The organism is Methylomonas sp. BG-2 (assembly GCF_057766305.1).
Map to the genome: position 1 here is coordinate 1 of NZ_JBYMAP010000014.1, position 17,202 is coordinate 17,202.

The 17,202-nt window shown below is 60.7% G+C and carries 13 protein-coding genes; 7 read left to right on the forward strand and 6 right to left on the reverse strand.

From position 1 onward, the window contains the following. Positions 1-430, forward strand: a 430-nt coding sequence (locus tag AC3B8H_RS02460) for a formylglycine-generating enzyme family protein (protein ID WP_488440032.1), incomplete at its 5' end; no start/stop codon positions are given. 470 nt (positions 431-900) lie between these two features. On the opposite strand, the gene AC3B8H_RS02465 is transcribed toward AC3B8H_RS02460, so the two are convergent. Together AC3B8H_RS02465 and AC3B8H_RS02470 are read right to left on the reverse strand one after the other, a co-directional pair. After that, positions 901-1,062 carry a hypothetical protein gene (locus AC3B8H_RS02465; protein ID WP_488440033.1) on the reverse strand — a complete coding sequence of 54 codons (162 nt, stop codon included), beginning with the start codon at positions 1,060-1,062 and terminating at the stop codon, positions 901-903. Positions 1,063-1,151: 89 nt separating this feature from the next. Further along, positions 1,152-1,331 carry a hypothetical protein gene (locus AC3B8H_RS02470; RefSeq protein WP_488440034.1) on the reverse strand — a complete coding sequence of 60 codons (180 nt, stop codon included), beginning with the start codon at positions 1,329-1,331 and terminating at the stop codon, positions 1,152-1,154. A gap of 698 nt (positions 1,332-2,029) precedes the next feature. On the opposite strand from AC3B8H_RS02470, the gene AC3B8H_RS02475 reads away from it, so the two are divergent. From AC3B8H_RS02475 to AC3B8H_RS02500, 6 genes are all read left to right on the forward strand, one after another. Then, positions 2,030-3,154, forward strand: a complete 1,125-nt coding sequence (locus AC3B8H_RS02475; protein WP_488440035.1) for a hypothetical protein — start codon at positions 2,030-2,032, stop codon at positions 3,152-3,154. Next, positions 3,151-3,615 (forward strand): hypothetical protein, encoded by a 465-nt coding sequence (locus AC3B8H_RS02480; RefSeq protein WP_488440036.1) that lies wholly within the window; start codon positions 3,151-3,153, stop codon positions 3,613-3,615. The genes AC3B8H_RS02475 and AC3B8H_RS02480 overlap by 4 nt, the downstream gene beginning before the upstream one ends. Then, a complete protein-coding gene (locus AC3B8H_RS02485; protein ID WP_488440037.1) occupies positions 3,594-6,257 on the forward strand; it encodes a response regulator in 2,664 nt (887 codons plus the stop codon). Before AC3B8H_RS02480 ends, AC3B8H_RS02485 begins: the two co-directional genes overlap by 22 nt. A gap of 97 nt (positions 6,258-6,354) precedes the next feature. After that, a complete protein-coding gene (locus AC3B8H_RS02490) occupies positions 6,355-8,148 on the forward strand; it encodes a sigma 54-interacting transcriptional regulator (RefSeq protein WP_488440038.1) in 1,794 nt (597 codons plus the stop codon). A gap of 136 nt (positions 8,149-8,284) precedes the next feature. Next, positions 8,285-10,315: a methyl-accepting chemotaxis protein gene (locus AC3B8H_RS02495; RefSeq protein WP_488440039.1), complete on the forward strand. Its 2,031-nt coding sequence runs from the start codon at positions 8,285-8,287 to the stop codon at positions 10,313-10,315. A gap of 178 nt (positions 10,316-10,493) precedes the next feature. Then, a complete protein-coding gene (locus AC3B8H_RS02500; protein WP_488440040.1) occupies positions 10,494-11,342 on the forward strand; it encodes a hypothetical protein in 849 nt (282 codons plus the stop codon). A gap of 6 nt (positions 11,343-11,348) precedes the next feature. On the opposite strand, the gene AC3B8H_RS02505 is transcribed toward AC3B8H_RS02500, so the two are convergent. The 4 genes from AC3B8H_RS02505 to AC3B8H_RS02520 all read right to left on the reverse strand — a co-directional run bounded on the left by AC3B8H_RS02505 (position 11,349) and on the right by AC3B8H_RS02520 (position 17,200). Beyond that, positions 11,349-12,269: a diguanylate cyclase domain-containing protein gene (locus AC3B8H_RS02505; RefSeq protein ID WP_488440041.1), complete on the reverse strand. Its 921-nt coding sequence runs from the start codon at positions 12,267-12,269 to the stop codon at positions 11,349-11,351. Next, on the reverse strand, positions 12,266-15,289 hold the full coding sequence (locus tag AC3B8H_RS02510; RefSeq protein WP_488440042.1) for a response regulator: 3,024 nt from the start codon (positions 15,287-15,289) through the stop codon (positions 12,266-12,268). Before AC3B8H_RS02510 ends, AC3B8H_RS02505 begins: the two co-directional genes overlap by 4 nt. Before the next feature lie 4 nt (positions 15,290-15,293). Beyond that, on the reverse strand, positions 15,294-15,929 hold the full coding sequence (locus AC3B8H_RS02515) for a YfiR family protein (RefSeq protein ID WP_488440043.1): 636 nt from the start codon (positions 15,927-15,929) through the stop codon (positions 15,294-15,296). Between the two features lie 179 nt (positions 15,930-16,108). Continuing rightward, positions 16,109-17,200 (reverse strand): lipocalin-like domain-containing protein, encoded by a 1,092-nt coding sequence (locus AC3B8H_RS02520; protein ID WP_488440044.1) that lies wholly within the window; start codon positions 17,198-17,200, stop codon positions 16,109-16,111. Positions 17,201-17,202: the final 2 nt, after the last annotated feature.

Consider the following 17,202-nt stretch of genomic DNA (forward strand, 5'->3'; position numbering starts at 1 on the left):
CTTCGGCGCCAACATCACGCCAGTGCAAGTTAACTACAACGGCCATGAACCTTATGCCGGTGGCGAAAAAGGCGAATTCCAGGGAGGTACCGTGCAGGTTAAAAGCTTGTCGGCGAACCCGTGGGGTTTATACGAAATGCACGGCAATGTTTGGGAGTGGTGCAAGGATGGACGACACAAATATGGCGTGGACGCATTAATCGAGCCGCTCGGGCCGACGGGCCTAGGCCTCTCCCGTGTGATTCGTGGCGGTTCCTGGCTCAACATTGCTAGGTGGGCGCGCTCAGCCCTACGTCTCGCATACCAGCCCGACAGCGCCGATGGCGACCTGGGCTTTCGGATTTGCCTGAGGTCCATCCGGCCCGGTCAGGCAGCGGGTGGCTTGTCGGGATCGCCGGGCGGGGTTCGCGGGGCGATCCCCGAGGGTTAGACGTGCTGACCGGTCTGGGCATTGGAGTACAAACCTAGGTTTGTACTCCGCCGGCTGGCCGCGCGGCGGCTGTCGCGATGGTCCGCCGCGCACGGCGTAGGCATTTCGCCGACTGGGGCCGTACACCGTTCGCTGAGCGGGGCGGTCGGCTTCGACTCCGCTCAGCCTGCTGCGAGTTGCGGTTTTGGTTGCCGGCAAAGGCGCAAGACCATTCGCTTCGGCTCCGCTCAGCGAACGGTGTGTGGAGCCGAAGCGAACTTGCCGGCCAACGTTTGCGGGCGCAAAAAAAAGGCGGCCACTGGTGGGTGGTCGCCTCAAGGCTGTCGTCCTTGGATGAATCGGTGGATGTTGCCTGGAGCCGGCGACGCTGCGACGCGGGTCGGAGCGATGTGCCGTTCTTAAGTTTGCAGTGTAGCCGGAAGCGTTCCAATCGTTGGGCTAATTGCTTGAATTCGTTAAATTTAGCCGGCTTATGTGCTGGTGTTCACATTCTTCTGACCGGACAGGTGGTCGGCCGTCGCGGCCGGGGCGTTCATCGTCGCCAAAAATACGCCGATCAGGATCATGACGAAGGTGATGCCGTAACGTCTGAATGCCGAGGCGGCGTTTTTGGAAAGTTTGTCGAGTTGCATGGCGGGTCTCCGGGTCATCGTTTGTGTGGCCGGCGGTTTTGGCGGCCAAGCCGGCCTGTTGGTGGTTGGGGCGATTTCGGCGCGGCGCGCTACAAGTGGCGTACCGGCGCGCCCTTGGTTTTGGGGCGCGGCGCGGTGAAGATGTCCAGTGCTTCGCTGAGAATTTGGTCGCACAGCGCGCACAAATCGCCTTCCAGGTAGATTTGTTCGCAGCGGGATAAACGGGTACCGCAGCGGCGGCAGCATTTAGCTTTGACTTGGGTTTTCATAGTGGCTTCTCTCTCGATGTCGGTTGGTCGATGGTCTGGATGACTGGTTAAGTCTCTCGGTACTGTTATCGCAAGACGAATGCCAAATTTGAGAAAAATGCTGGGTATTTATAACTATTTGATAATTCTGTATTTTTGTATTTGTTTGGCCGGCTGGGATGGATGAAAACGCTTGCCGCCGACGCAACGGGTTACCGGATTTCGTAACGCCTACGAAATATCGTGTCGCGCCGAGGCCAACTGCGCCGAATTTTCGTTGAAAGGCGAACTGCTTCGGCCGGGGCTATGAACCCATGGGTTTCAAACAGGGTTTGTGAAGGTTGCGCCGAGGCGGCGAAAACCGCTTAACCGCGACCGCGTGGGCTTCGGCTCCGCTCAGCCAACGCGGCGCGGTGTCCATTTCCAAGCCCGGGATTTCGTTACCCGGCGGCTCCTTTTACTCTGAAAGTCATTGGGCCGATGACGGATAAACCGGTATCGGAACAGCATTGATCGAGGCGAAACTCCCTGCCGGTGCTTCCGGTTTGGGATTTTCCGGGGTGAACAGGGAGTGTGCTCGTTAGGGCGTGGGCTCGGCGAGCTACGAAATATCGTCGAGTTAGTGGCGAATTGTGATAAATTCTATTGACTTTTGAATCAGGCGCCGCCCGGAGCGCCGGCATTGGCTTGCCGGATTTTCCGCCCAATAACAAATACGCATGCGAAACCGACCGTTCAACACTCGAATCCGCCTAGCCTGGTATTGCGCCGGGTCGCTGCTATTGATCGGCTTGAGCGGGGGCGCGCGGGCGGTCGGACATGGCCATGCCGAGCAGTTGGCGATTCCGGATTCCAACGATTTCCGGGGCGACATGTTGCTGTTTCCGGCGGTGACGATGATCGAGCGCTACGAGCAGGGACCGAAGAAGAAACTGGCGCATTCGGAAGTCATTCCGGAGATGAACTTCTTTTATACCGCCGATTACCGGCAATTCCGCTTTCTGGGCGAGTGGTTGGTGTCGACCAAGACCCACAATCTGGAACGGATTCAGTTTGGGCTGCATCTAGGCGAATCCAGCTTGTGGCTGGGCCGCTTTCACAACCCGGTCGGCTATTGGAACATGCAGTACCATCACGGCGCCTTTCTGCAAAACACCACCAGCCGGCCCGGCATCATGGCCTTCGAAACCCAGGGCGGCGTGATACCCAATCATTTGACCGGTTTGTTTTGGGAAGGCGTGCATCAATTCGACGAAGCCGGCCTGTATTACTCGGTCGGCGCCGGGGCCGGACCTTATCTGAAGCGCGGTTTGTCGGCCTTCAACGTGATCGAGCCGGGCGGCTCGCACCGGCCGGGCGCCACCTTCCGTTTGGGCTATCAGCCGGTGAGTTTCGGTGTCAACGAGTTCGGTATTTCCGGTGCCTACACCGAGATTCCGTCCGACATCAGCGACGTGCGCGAAGTGAAGCAATTCGTGGCCAGCGCCTATGCCAACTGGCAACAGGACAGCGTGCATCTGCTGAGCGAGGTGATTTACGCCAACAGTCGCCTGGAGCACGACGCCGGTTTGCGTAACGGCGGCAGTTTTTTCAACGCCTACGCGCAAGCCGAATGGGCGTTCGCCGACGACTGGACCTTGATCGGCCGGATCGAAGGCACGCGCGGCGGCCACGACGATCCGTATCTGGCGCTGTTTCCGCGCTACGTGCAGGACAGGCTGCTGGGCGGCTTGCGCTATCGGGTCAACAGCAATATGGCGCTGAAGGTGGAAGCCTCGCAGGACCATATTCGCGACGACCGCTACGGTCAGGTGATGTTTCAGTGGAGCGCGGTATTCCCATGAGAATCCGGCGCGGCTTGCTCTGGTTGGGTTTGACGGCGGTGCTGCTGTTCGGCGCGGCGCGGTCCGGCGCGATCAGCCGCCAGTCCCTGGTGTTGGCGACCAGCGTCGATTCGGCGGTGCCGTCGCTGACGGTTCAGGAAGCGCGCAAATTGTTTTTGGGCGTGCCGCTGGAAAAAGAGGGCGAACATCCGGTGCCGTTGGTGAACGCCAGCGACCCGTTGATCTATCAAGTCTTTCTGCAAAAAGTGGCTTTCATGTCGGCGACCGCCTACGAAAACCAGATCATTTCGGTGGTGTTCCGCCTGGGCGGCAAGCGGCCGGAGCGTTACGAGGATTTGGAGCATTTGGTCGAGGCTTTGCGGCAACATCCCGGTACCGTGACCTATCTTTGGGAAGATCAGGTTAAGGCCAACCAACGTATCAAATCCGTTAACGTACTATGGCAGGGATCTCTCGAGTAGGCCGCTTTTTCAACAGCTTCAACGGGCGCATGATCATCGCCGTGGTCGGCATCCACTTGTTGCTGGTGCCGGTGTTGCTGTTTGGGATCTACCGGGTGGTCAAGCCCAGTCTGGAAGCCCAGTTCGTCAATCAGGTCCGTTCCGATGCGTTGATGTTCGGCAATCTGGTTTCGCCGCGTTTGTCGCGCGGCGACATCGGCGAATTGCGCGGTTTGCTGAGCGAGTTTTTGTTGAACGGTCGGCTGGCCTTCGCGGAAATCGCCACCGAGCAGGGCCAGATCCACGCCGATGTGGCCTTGAACGCGCAACAGGCGTTTCAGGAGGATTTTTTCTTCGGCGAACACGGCGACGGGATTTACTTCGTCGCGGTGCCGGTCAGCGCCGACAGCGGCCAATCGGCGACCTTGCGGCTGGGCTTCGACGAAAGCCAGATACATCGCGAGATTTACACGATTTACCAGCGCAGCGGTTACTTCGTGGCGGTTTACATGGGGTTGACGCTGTTGGTGGTCGGTTTGTTCGGCCGGAAATTGGTGTTGCCGCTGGAACGGCTGCGCGACGAGGCCGAGCAGATCGCCGCCGGCAACCATACCGGCAAATTCAGCACCGGCACCCGGATTACCGAAGTCGCGGCCTTGGCCGAGCATCTGGAAAAAATGCGTCAGGCCTTGCTGTCGGCTCGCGACGCCGCCTTGCAGGCGGCCGGCGCCAAGACCGAGTTTCTCGCCAATATGAGCCACGAAATCCGCACGCCAATGAACGGTATCATCGGCATGATCGGCTTGGCGCTGCGCACCGATCTGACGCCGCGCCAGCGCGAGTTTCTGGCGATGGCCAACAGTTCCGCCGATGCCTTGCTGCGCATCGTCAACGACATTCTGGACTTCTCCAAAATCGACGCCCGCAAACTGGAACTGGACCACGCGCCGTTCCGCTTGCGCGAGAGTCTGGGCGATACTCTGAAATTGCTGGCCGGCCACGCCCACGAAAAAGGCCTGGAGTTGATGCTGCGCATCGATCCGGAGGTGCCCGACGATCTGATCGGCGATACCGGCCGCTTGAATCAGGTCATCATCAATCTGGTCGGCAACGCGATTAAATTTACCCAGCACGGCCAAATCGTGGTCCAGGTCAAGCCCGAGCACCACGACGCCGAGCGGGTCTGTCTGCACTTTGCGGTGCAGGATACCGGCATCGGTATTCCGGCCGACAAGCAGCGCCTGATTTTCGAGGCCTTCGCCCAAATCGACGCGTCCTCGACCCGCAAATTCGGCGGCACCGGCTTGGGTTTGTCGATTTCGTCGCGGCTGGTGGAATTGATGGGCGGCCATTTGTCGCTGGAAAGCGAGCTGGATCGCGGCAGTACCTTCTTCTTCACGGCGGTGTTCGAGCGCCACGTCCGGGCCGAGGACGACGTTGAAGTGCCGGAAATCGACGTCAAGGGGTTGCCGGTGCTGATTGTCGACGACAATCTGATCAATTTGCGGGTGTTCTCGGAAACCCTGAGCCATTGGGGCATGGTGCCGACCACCGTCGATAACGGTCAGGCGGCGATCGACGCGCTGCGCTGTTCGCGCGCCACCGATAGCGGACAGCGCTACGCGATGGTGTTGCTGGACGCGATGATGCCGATGATGGACGGCTTTACCGTGGCCCAACGCATCCGCGAGGATCATCGCTTCGACCCGGTCACGATCATGATGCTGTCGTCGGCCGACCGGCCGGACGATTTCGAGCGCTGCCGCGATTTAGGCGTCAATTTGTACGTGCGCAAGCCGGTCAAGCATTCCGAGTTGTGGAACGCGATCCAGTCCGCGCTCAGCCAGACCGAAGCCCGTTTTACCGATGCCGCTCCGCCGGCGCTGGCCCAACCGCCCCGGCCGCTCAGCATCCTGCTGGCCGAGGACAACCCGGTCAACCAATACATGGCGGTGGTACTGCTCGAGGAACGCGGCCATCAGCTGGATGTCGCCAACAACGGCCGCGAAGTGCTGGACATCCTGGCGACCGGCAAGACTTTCGATTTGGTCTTGATGGACGTGCAAATGCCGGTGATGGACGGCTTTCAGGCCACCGCGGCGATTCGCGAATCCGAGCGGGACAGCGACCGGCATCTGCGCATCGTGGCGATGACCGCCCACGCGCTGAAAGGCGACCGCGAGCGCTGCCTGGCCGCCGGCATGGACGACTATATTTCCAAGCCGGTGCAGGAGCAGGAATTGCTCGCCAAGGTCGAATGTTGGAATCAATTGCAAATTGACCCGTCGGCCGAGGAAGAAGCCGAGACTATCGCCGAGCCGGCCCTGGAGTGGCGGGAAGCGCTGCAGCGCGTCAGTGGCCGCCAGAACTTGCTGGGCAAAATGATGACGATGTTCCAGGAACAATCGGTGCAATTGTTGGCCGACGTCGAAAGCGCGATTCAAAGCCAGGACGCCGCCAAGCTGAGAATGTCGGCGCACACCCTGAAGAGTTCGGCCAATAGCATCGGCGCGTTCAGTTTCGGCAAGATCGCTCAGCAACTGGAGCTGCAGGGTCAGACGGCGGAGTTTGCCGACGCGGCGGCCAATCTGGCCCTGTTGCAACAGGCCGGCGCGCGTTTGGAGCCGGCCATACGGGACTATTTGAGCGAAAATCCGCAATGACATTCAAGCTTGACCACAGCTCATCGAAACGCGCCGAGCGGAAGCGCCGCCTGCCCGCCGGCCCGGCGGGCACACGTTGCAGGCACCGGAGATTGACATGAGTAACGACAGAACCGCCGCCGCCACCTGCGTGCTGCTGGTGGACGACAATCCTATCAATCTGGTGGAATTGGCCGCGCTGCTCGAGGACGCCGGCTACCAAGTGCTGAGCGCCGAAACCGGCGACGCGGCGGTCGATCAGGCGGTGGCTCAGCGCCCCGATTTGATTCTGCTGGATGTGTTGATGCCCGGCATCGACGGCTTTACCACCTGCGAAAACCTGAAGGCGATTCCGGCGACCAAGGATATTCCGGTACTGTTCATGACCGCACTGGCCGATACCGCCGACAAGGTCAAGGGTTTCCATGTCGGCGCGGTCGATTACATCACCAAGCCGTTTCAGCACGAAGAAGTCCTGGCCAGGGTGCGGACTCATCTGACGCTGCAAAAGCTAAAACTGGAGTTGCAGGAAAAGGAAGAGCGGTTGTCGCGCATCTTCGAAAACGCGATGGACGCGATCCTGACGCTGGACCAAGCCGGCCGGATCACGCTGTTCAACGCCGCCGCCGAGCAGATGTTTCGATGTCAGGCCGGCGATACGATAGGCCGGTCGGTGGATCGGTTTCTGGCGCCGGAATTGAACAAAACCCTGACCAATTTTCGCAACGGCGTGCCCGACAAACAGGCGATCTGGCTTTCGGAAGGCATGGCGGCGGTGCGGGCCGACGGCGGTTCCTTCCCGATCGAGGCGACGATTTCCCGCGTCGAAGCGGCCGGCCAGCAGTTGTACATTCTGATTCTGCGCGACATCAACGAGCGCAAGGCCCGCGAGGCGGCCGAAGCCGAATGCAACACCTTGCGCGGCATCAATTTGTATTTGCAGGAAGAAGTGCTGGCCAGCCGCGACGGCGAGGAGTTGATCGGCAATTCGGTCGGCTTGCGCCAAGCGATGGCGCTGGTCAAGCAGGTGGCCGCGACCGACGCCACGGTGTTGATTACCGGCGAAACCGGTACCGGCAAGGAGTTGATCGCCCGCGCGATTCATAATCTGAGCGGCCGCAAAGCCAAGACCCTCGTCAAACTGAATTGCGCGACCATCCCGGAAAACCTGGCCGAGAGCGAATTGTTCGGCCACGAAAAAGGCGCGTTTACCGGCGCGATCAACCGCAAATTGGGGCGCTTCGAGCTGGCCAACGGCGGCACTTTGTTTCTGGACGAGATCGGCGAGTTGCCGCTGGAAATTCAGGCCAAACTGCTGCGGGTGTTGCAAGAAGGCGAGTTCGAGCGGGTCGGCGGCACACAAACCCTCAAGTGCGATGTGCGGGTGATTGCCGCGACCCACCGCGATCTGGCGCAGTTTTCCCAGGAGGGAAAATTCCGCGCCGACTTGTATTACCGGATGAACGTGTTTCCGGTGCATTTGCCGCCGCTGCGCGAACGCAAGGAAGACATCCCGCCGTTGGTCAAGCATTTCATCAATAAATACGCCACTAAATTCGGCAAGAAAATCACCGCGATCCCGGAACGGTTGATGGCGGACATGCAAAGCTACATTTGGCCCGGCAATATCCGCGAATTGCAACACATCATCGAGCGGGCGGTGATCCTGACCAACGGTTCGCAACTGGCCAACGTCGAATGCGTGCACGGCACCGCCGCCGGTGCCGCGCAGGCCAACGCGCCGATCGCGACGCTGGACGACGCCGAACGCGCCCACATACTGCGGGCGCTGGAGGCGACCTCGTGGCGGATCGCCGGCAACCAGGGCGCCGCCAAAATTCTCGGCGTGCCTTCCACGACGCTGCGCTCGCGGATGGAAAAACTCGGCATCGTCAAGCCGCTGCCGCGTTAATCCCGATCGGTTAGCCGATTGCCCAGCTCGGTGGGCCGGGCCCGATGGCGCGTCGGCAAGGCGCTCTAGCGAGACTGAGTTCTCGGACTACACTTGCTGGCTACTATCCTCAAGGTATTTTACTGGGCAATGCACTATGACCGCGAACGGCGATTCCGGTACCGATGCTTTTTCGTTGCGCAAACTGCTGGTGGTGATGACCGCCGGTGTCGCGTTGATTCTGATCGTCGGGAACGCCGTGGTCTGGATCACCCACGAGGGACTGCAAAGCGCGGAGGCCGACAATCAGCGTTTGGTGCGCGCGTCGTTGGCCTTTAAGGACGTCCGCTACCATGTCGTGCAAATTCAACAATTCCTGACCGATGCATCGGCGGTCGGTGAAGACGATTACGGCGAAGCGCTGGCGGAAAAAACCGCCGCTCACAGCGAACTTGCCGAGTTATCGACGATGCTGCCGGAATTGCGCGCGGCGATCGCCGACGCCGACCTGGCGGTGGATAATCTGTATGCTACCGGCGAGCGCATGGCCAACGCTTATTTCCGCGATGGCCGCGAAGCCGGCAATCTGATCATGAAAGCGCCGAACGAGGGCTTCGATGCGGCTTCGGCCAATTTGGCCGCCAGCCTGGACCAATTGGCCGAGCGTCTGCAACAAAACGTCAATGCCGCTTCGCTACGGCAACGCGACATGCAAAGCCGCATGTTCAGCGTGAGCGCGACGGTTGCCGGATTGGCCTTGTTGTTGATCGTGCTGGCGAATTACTGGTTGATGCGGCGACTGTTTGCGGTGCTGGGCGGCGAACCCGGCTACGCGATGAAAATTGCCCGGACCATCGCCGGCGGCCAATTGGATATCGAGGTGCAAACCGCGCAACGCGACAACGCCAGTTTGCTGGCGGTGATGAAGATGATGGGCGCCTCCTTGTCCAGCCACATGCGGCAAATCAGCATGGCCAGCAAGCAGATCGGCCAATCGTCTTATCAGATTTCCAATATCTCCGGCGGCATTTCCAGCGCCAATCGTTCCGAGCAGGCCCGTTCGACCGAAGTGCGGCAGGCGACCGAAACGTTGCGCTCGACCACCGAGGAAGTGGGGCGCTTTACGCTAACCATCCGCCAACGCACGTTGGAAACCCAGGATACCGCGCAGCAAGGGCTATCGGCGGTCAGTGAAAATCTCGATGAAATGCGGCGGGTGGTCAGCGAAGTGGAAAGCGCGGAGGCCAAAACCAATGCGTTGCGCCAGGCGAATCGGCAAATTCAGGAAATCACCACGACCATCCGCAACATCACCGAGCAAACCAATTTGTTGGCTCTGAATGCCGCGATCGAGGCGGCCAGGGCCGGAGAGTACGGCCGCGGTTTCGCCGTCGTCGCCGACGAGGTGCGCACGTTGGCGCAAAACGCGTCCGGCGCGACCGCCGAAATCGCCGGCATCATCGCCGAGTTGACCAAGATCATCGAAGAAAACACCCATGCGATGACTTCGATCATTCAGGCCACCCAGCAAGGCATGGCAAAAGCCGAGTCCACCAGTGTGGTGATACACCGTATCGTCGGCCAGATCGAGGAAAACGCGGCAACCGCCCAACAAATATCCGACGTCACTCGCAACCAACTGGATAACGTGGCCCAGTTGCAGACCCGGGTCGAGGCTTTGTTCGAAGCCTTGGGCCAGAACGAATCCAAAGTGCATATCACCCGGACCATCAGCGACGACTTGTATGTGGTCACCGAAAAATTACGGACGATGCTGGAGCATTTCAGTTTCGACGCCAACTGGAAAACGGCGCCTATTCCCAACGAACACCGCAAGTTTCCGCGCACCAGCCATTATCTGCTGGTGCATATCGATGCGAACAATACCAGTCTGGATGGCGTGACCGCCGATTTCAGCATGAGCGGCGCCTGTTTGCGCTTGCCGCTGCCGCTGCCGTGTCGGGAGAACGATACCGTCGCCATCCAGCTGCGGATTCCCTACGACAACATTGAGCGCTACGAGCGCCAGGTTCCGTTGGAGCTGGATGCCGAGATCGTCTGGTATAAGATCGTTGATGGTGAACATCATTACGGGGTCAAATTCCCCGAGTCGCTGTCGCCGCTGGCCAGTAACGGCTTGAAGACTTGCTTCGACTTCTTCAATCACGCGTCCACCTATCGCGGCTAACGTCCTCGGGTTCCGCTGTTTTTCAGCCTGGGCGGCTTTCGACGGCACCGGATAGTCGTGGCGCTGGCGGAATTTTCGGAATGCCTCTACACTGGTTTCGCTTGCTAGACCGATAGGCGGTCATCGAAGCCGCCGGCGGTCGCGCCGATTCGATCATGGACATCAACAGGAGTGGAACATGCTTAAGAAATTGCCAATTCTCGCCGGACTTTGTTTGCCGCTGCCGCCGCTGCACGCGGCCACGCTCGACGCGATACAGTCGCTACCGGCGTCGATTCAGGATTGTCTGGAGGAGGCGAATTGCAACGTCGCCGACCAGAGCGATTTCGATATGGGCTGGGTAACCGCGTTTCGCTATCAGGCCGGTACCTTCGACGGCTACTTGCTGCGGTATTCGCTGGTAGCGCCGTCCGCCGCGGTGGATATCTCCGATTATCCGGTGTTGAATCTTCAAGAAGCCTCGGCCCAGGCGCAAATCAACGAAAGCACGCCATTGGCCGGGACGGTCTGGCTGAAGCTGGCCTCGCGCTACGGCGCGGGCGGTGGCAACGCGGCTTTGTATTTGGAGCATGTGACGCCGGCGGACAAGTCCGTGCTGATGCACCTTGGCGACACGACCTATCCGCAGGTGCTGAATTTTCAGCTGAACGATCAGGCATTGGCGGCCGGCGGGGCCTATCGGAGTGTGGCGCTGAATTCGGAAGGTAGCGTCGAAGGCGGCGATTTGGTGGCCGAGGAGCCGGTGCTGCCTTGCCTGGCCGACGGATGCGCTACGTTTCAGTCCCTGTATCTGGTGGGCGTGCGCTATGCGTTGGGCGGCGGCGAATGGGTGCTGCAATTTGCCGCCGACGATATGCGGCGCGAGCTGTACATGGAAAATCAGACCTATAACAGCGGGCTGGGATACGAGTACCACAACCGCGATTACTACGTCGGCGCGGTGCCGCTGCCGGCGGCGGGCGGCTTGTGGCTGGCCGGACTGGTTTGGCTGGGTGGTCTGGCTCGACGCGGGTCCCAGGCCGCTTGACCGACCTCAGGCCGATTGGCCGCCTTCGGCGCGGTTACGGCCGGCGGCCTTGGCTTGATACAGTCTGCGGTCGGCCGCGTCCAGCAATTCGGACGGGGCTTGGTCGGTGTGCGGTATCCACGCCGCGCTGCCGGCGCTGATCGTAATCCAGGGCGACGCTTCCGATTGCGCATGCGGGATTTGCAGCGCTTCGATACGCTGGCGAAAATGCTCGGCCAGCGCCTGGGCGCCGTCGGCGTCGGTTTCCGGCAGTAGCGCGACGAATTCCTCGCCGCCGTAGCGCGCGACCAGGTCGGCGGAGCGGCCGGTGGCGTCGGCCAGTTCGCCGGCAACCCGCTTCAGGCACAGATCGCCGGCGCCGTGGCCGTGATGATCGTTATAAGCCTTGAAAAAGTCCACATCCACCAATACAGCGGCCAACGGGGTCTGGTTGCGCTGGGCGCGTTTCCATTCGCTTTCCAAGGCTTGATCGAAGCGCCGCCGGTTGGGTATTCCGGTCAGGCCGTCGATCCAGGCCATCGTTTCCAGCAAGTCGGTGGCTTGTTTCAGGCGGATGTGGTTGCGGATTCGGGCCTTGACCACCGGCAAATAGAACGGTTTGGTGATGTAATCCAGAGCGCCCAGGTTCAGGCCGCGCTCCTCGTCGTTCGCGCCGTTCAAGGCCGTGACGAAGATCACCGGAATCCGGCTGGTTTGCGGATTGGCTTTCAGATGGCGGCAGACTTCGTAGCCGTCCATGTCCGGCATCATGACATCCAACAAAATTAAGTCCGGCGGTCCCTGGCTGGCAACCGCTTCCAGAGCCGCCGCGCCGCTGGCGGCCACCTTGATCCGATAATCGCCGATCAGATTTTCGGCCAGCACCTGGATGTTGGTGGGGGTGTCGTCGACAATCAGAATCAGCGGTTTGGGCGTGTCGGCGTTCATCGATGTTCTCCGGTCAAATGGCGCTGGACCAGGGCTTCCAGGTCGGCCAGCGCGGCGAGCGCTTGCCGGTAGTCTATCAGTTCGATCTGTTTTTCGATTTGCTTCAATAGCCGCCGGCCGTCGGCGCTCGGCACGGTGTGTTGCAGGTGCTCGATCAAATCGCGCGGCACATAGTCGCTACCCTCCAATAAAGCCCGCAAGCGGGCGGCCAGGATCGCGGCGGCCGGAAAATCGCTGTGGGCGTTGGCCGCGTCGCCGTCGCCGAGATAGTCGGCAATGGTTTGCAAGGTGGCGGCCAAGGTCTGCTCGAACGCGGCTTTGGCGGCGTCGTTCTTGATGTTCCGCTGCAAATCCGATTCCAGTTGGGCGGCGGCGCGGCTCAATTCGACCGCGCCGACCGCGCCGGCCGCCCCTTTCAAATGGTGCAGCCAATGCGCGGCGTCCGCGCCGGTCGCGGCATCCCGCCAGAGTGGATCGAACTGCCCGGCCGCATCGGCGAATGCCGTGGCGAAACGTTCCAGCAAGCGGCGTAGCTTGGCATCGCTGCCGATGGCCAAATGCAGATATTCCGGGTCGAAACCGGGCAACTCGGCGGCCAGAGTCTCGTCAGGCCAGTCGCCCGCCTGATTGGCGTCGGGCGGCGTTGACTCGGCCAATGGTTTGATGTTGCGCACCAGCGCGGCGATCAGCGTCTGCGGCAATACCGGTTTACCGACATGGTCGTCCATGCCGGCCGCGTAACATTCGTTGCGCTCGCGTTCCTGGACCGCGGCCGTCATCGCGATGATGGGCAGGTCGGCGTAAGCGGGGTCCTGGCGAATCAGCCGGGTCGCTTCGATACCGCTCATTTCCGGCATTTGCAAATCCATCAATACCGCGTCGTAGCGATGGTTGCCAAGCGCGGCGACACCCTCCCGGCCATTGTTGGCGACGTCGACTTCCAGGCCGGCGTTTTGCAAATATTCGCAAGTGACCATCTGGTTGATTTCGTTGTCTTCGACCAGCAGGATTTTCGCGCCGCGGATCGGCGCGGCCAGCGTTGCCAGTTGCGGCCGGGCTTGCTCAGCGGTCGGAAAGACTTTGCCGCCTTGCAGGCGGGTGACGGCGTCCAACAACATCGACGGCATGACCGGCTTGACCAGAATGTCATCGGGGATGGCGTCGCCGGCCGCGCTCAACAGGCTTTCGCGACTGAAGGCCGTGACCATGATCACCACCGGTGCGTGGCGGATTTCCGAACGCTTCACCATGTCCTTGATCGCGCGGGTGACTTGCACGCCGTCCAGCCCCGGCATTTTCCAGTCCAACAACACTAGTTCGAAGTCGCGGCCGCTGTCGTTGGCTTTGCGCAGACGCAACAAGGCTTCGTCGCCGCTGGCGGCTTCGACGGCCTCGAAACCCCAGGCCTGCAGAATTTCTCTAAGCATTTGCCGGGAAATGTCCAGGTCGTCGACGATCAACACCCGCATGCTGTGCAGGTTGCCGGACAGCGGCGCGGCGCCGGGTTCCGGCGGACAGCCGAGACTCAACGCAAATTCGAACAGGCTGCCGCGGCCGATTTCGCTGCGCACCGACAGGTCGCCGCCCATCATTTCGACCAAGCGTTTGCTGATGGTCAGGCCCAGACCGGTGCCGCCAAAGCGGCGGGTGATCGAGCCGTCGGCCTGAGTGAAGGCCTGGAACAGGTTGGCGGCCTGATCTTCGGTCATGCCGATGCCGGTATCGCGCACCGCGAAATTCAGCGTGACCCGGCCGGGTTCGGCGCTGACCAAGGACACCTTGATGTGTATTTCGCCGCGTTGAGTGAACTTGACGGCGTTGCCGACCAGATTGTTCAACACTTGGCCAAGCCGCAGCGCGTCGCCGTTCAAGTAAGGCGGCGTGGCGGGGTCGAGTTCCAGCACCACTTCCAGTTCCTTTTCCTCGGCGCGGACGATGAACAGATTCAGGACGTTTTCCAGCACTTCCTCGATGTTGAAGGGTTCGACCACCAACTCCATCCGGCCGGCCTCGATTTTTGAATAATCGAGGATGTCGTTGGTGATCGAGAGCAGGGCCAGCGAAGAGGTGTGGATTTTGTGCAGGTAGTCGCGCAGTTTGGTCGATGGGTTGCTGTTCAAGGCCAGATCGGACAGACCGATGATGGCATTCATCGGCGTGCGAATCTCGTGGCTCATATTGGCCAGGAACAGGCCCTTGGAGCGCGAAGCGGCTTCGGCCTGCTCCTTGGCCAGCAGCAATTCGGCGGTGCGTTGGGCGACTTCTTCTTCCAGACGGTCGCGATGGCCGGTCAGGTTTTCGTCGCGCAACTGAATTTCATCCAGCATGCTGTTAAAGGCCAGGACCAAGTCGCCGATGTCGTCGCGGCCGTGTTGCGGCACCCGCAGCCCGTAGTTTTTGTCGTGGGCGATCAGCCGCGCGGTGGTTGCCAGCTCCTCGATCGGCCGGGAAATCACCCGCTGCAGGCGTAGCGCCAGCAACGACACCAAGGTCAAGGCCAACGCGGCACCGGCCAAGCCCTTGCCTAAGTCCGTCAGTTGTTCGTTCCATTGCTGGGTGAAATCGGCCAGCAGCAGCAGATAACCGATTTGCTCGGTTTTTCGAACCACCGGGGTATACAGTTCGGCCCGCCGCTTCCAGAAGTCGGTGCGCATTTCCTGCGCCGGGACCCGGTAGTCGGCCGGTAGCGGGGTGTCGGTGTCGCGTGGGTTCCAATGCGCCAGCACCGTGCCGTCGGCGGCGATCATCCAGGCCGACAGTATTTCGGTGTGGTCCTTGAGGGAGGCCAACAGCCGCTTTGCTTCGGTACGGTCCGAGAATACCAGCGCGGCCTGGCCGTTTTCCGCCAGTACGTCGGCCAGACCGGAGACTTGTTGCAATGCGCTACGGTAACGGCTGAACGCCGAACTGACCGCCATCACCGACAGGCTGACCAGCAGGCAGGCCGCGCAGCTCAACATGATGATGGTGACCAGCTTGCGCCGTAGCGACCAGTTGGCGAAGTCGGGTAGCACGCGCATCGGTTTATCTCCCGTAAACGTAAGTGGCGATGTTCAACAACTGGCCCGGCAGGCGCAGGCCGGCGTTACGGATCGATTCCAAATTCACTTCGAATACCACTTTGTTGTCGCGGAACAATAGGGCGATGCCGCCGCCTTTTTCGGCGAAATCGGCAATGTCGGAAAGGGTTAATACCGGGGCGCGGCCGACGGTTTTCAGCGTCACCAAAAATCGGGGTTGTTCGGTCGCGCCGACGAACAGCAGGTGGCAGCCGGCCGGATTGAAATCGGCGAAGCCGCGGGCTTCGACGCGTAGAGCGTGTTCGCCGGCCTTACGCCCGTCCAGGGCTTGCAGCGCGCCGTCCAACACGTTGTTGCCGATGACGCACAGCGTAAGCGGCGCGTCGGCCGCCACGGTGTCGGCCGGCCATTCGATGAACTTGGCGAAGTTGTAAAGATAGGCGGCCTTGATTTGGGCATCGGATAGGCCTTCGGCCTTAGGCTGAAGCACGGCCGGAAATGTCAGCAACGCCAATGCGGTTAGCCGGGCCCAGCGCCGCCCGGCCCTGGCAACGCGCGCGATAGGTCTGGCGGCGAAAATACGGAACGGCCATGGCCGGCAGGCGCTGGAAGTCGCGGTTCTGATTCCTTGATCCTTCATTGGAGAGTGGTTTGGGCCGCGGTTTCCGTAACGTTGAAGATCGCGGCATAAGCCGCGGTCCGCGTTTGCGCCGAACCCGGTGTCGGCCGGGTCCGGCGCAAACGCGGACGGTGGTGAATACTAGGCGTGTAAAATCTTGGCGCGTAGTCTAGGCGCCAAATCCATTCCTGTCGAATTTCCTAAGGTAATTTGGCGGCCAGACATTTGCAATAGCCGTTCAATTCGACATAGGCTTGACCGGCGACCGCGCCGCCGACGGCGCAATCGCCCTCCCAATAGACCGGGCCTATCCAGAAATCGTGTTTGGCGCGCAGCTCCTGATCCTTGACCGAGGGTTCGACGGTGAATTTTTCGCCCTTGACCTCGATTTCCCAGCCGGACGGGTAGGTGCAACCGGTATTCGGGCTGGTCCACTCGCCGACTACCGTGACCTGAAATTCGTGGGCCGCCAACGTGGTGGTCATGCCGTGAGCGTCGGTGATCGAGCCGGATTTTTCGACCGACGAATCGCTGCCCTTGAAATCGAACAACATGATTTGGCGATTGTCTTCCAGCTCGATCGCGAACCATTGCCAGCCTTGGCGAATGGCCTGGAACAGCTCGCCGTACTGGCGATCGAACCAGCTGCTGCCGGTGACTTGGAAGGTTTGGCCGCCGATCGACAAGGTGCCGGTGGTCGCCATTTTCGGTCGGGAATAATAATAGGTATAGCCGCCGAACCGGTAGGGGTGGGCATCGCCGCCGTAATGCAGCGCGGGCGGTTGCGTGGCGTCCAGTTTCAGGTCCAGTACGTATTCGCCGATTTGGGCATGCAGGCGATCGTGGCCGTCGCCGCCGACCGCGGTCACTTGATCGCCGGAGCCGGAACTGAGATCGAAGCCGTTGGGGATGCGCTTGGGCAGATGCAGGCGCAGAAACTCCTCGAACTCGAAGCGCTGGCCGTTGACGTCGGTAATCGCCGCTTGCACCAATTGATCGCGCATGATGACGAAGGCATCGAAGCTGAAAAACACCACTTCGAAACCGAAGCGGCGGCCGTCGTCGGTAAACAAGTGACCGGTCCAATACCACCACTGGACTTGCTGACTGGGCAAAAACGCGTCGTCGGCCGGCAGCGTTACCGGCCCGATCAAGCCTCGGCGCGGCAGGAACCAATAGGCGGCCGAGACCAGGATCAACAACATCCAAGGCAAGAGCGGCGGATTCAGCAGGCCGATCAGCACCAGTATCCCGGCAATGATCCAGGGCAGTTTTTTCCAGTGTTTACTCATCT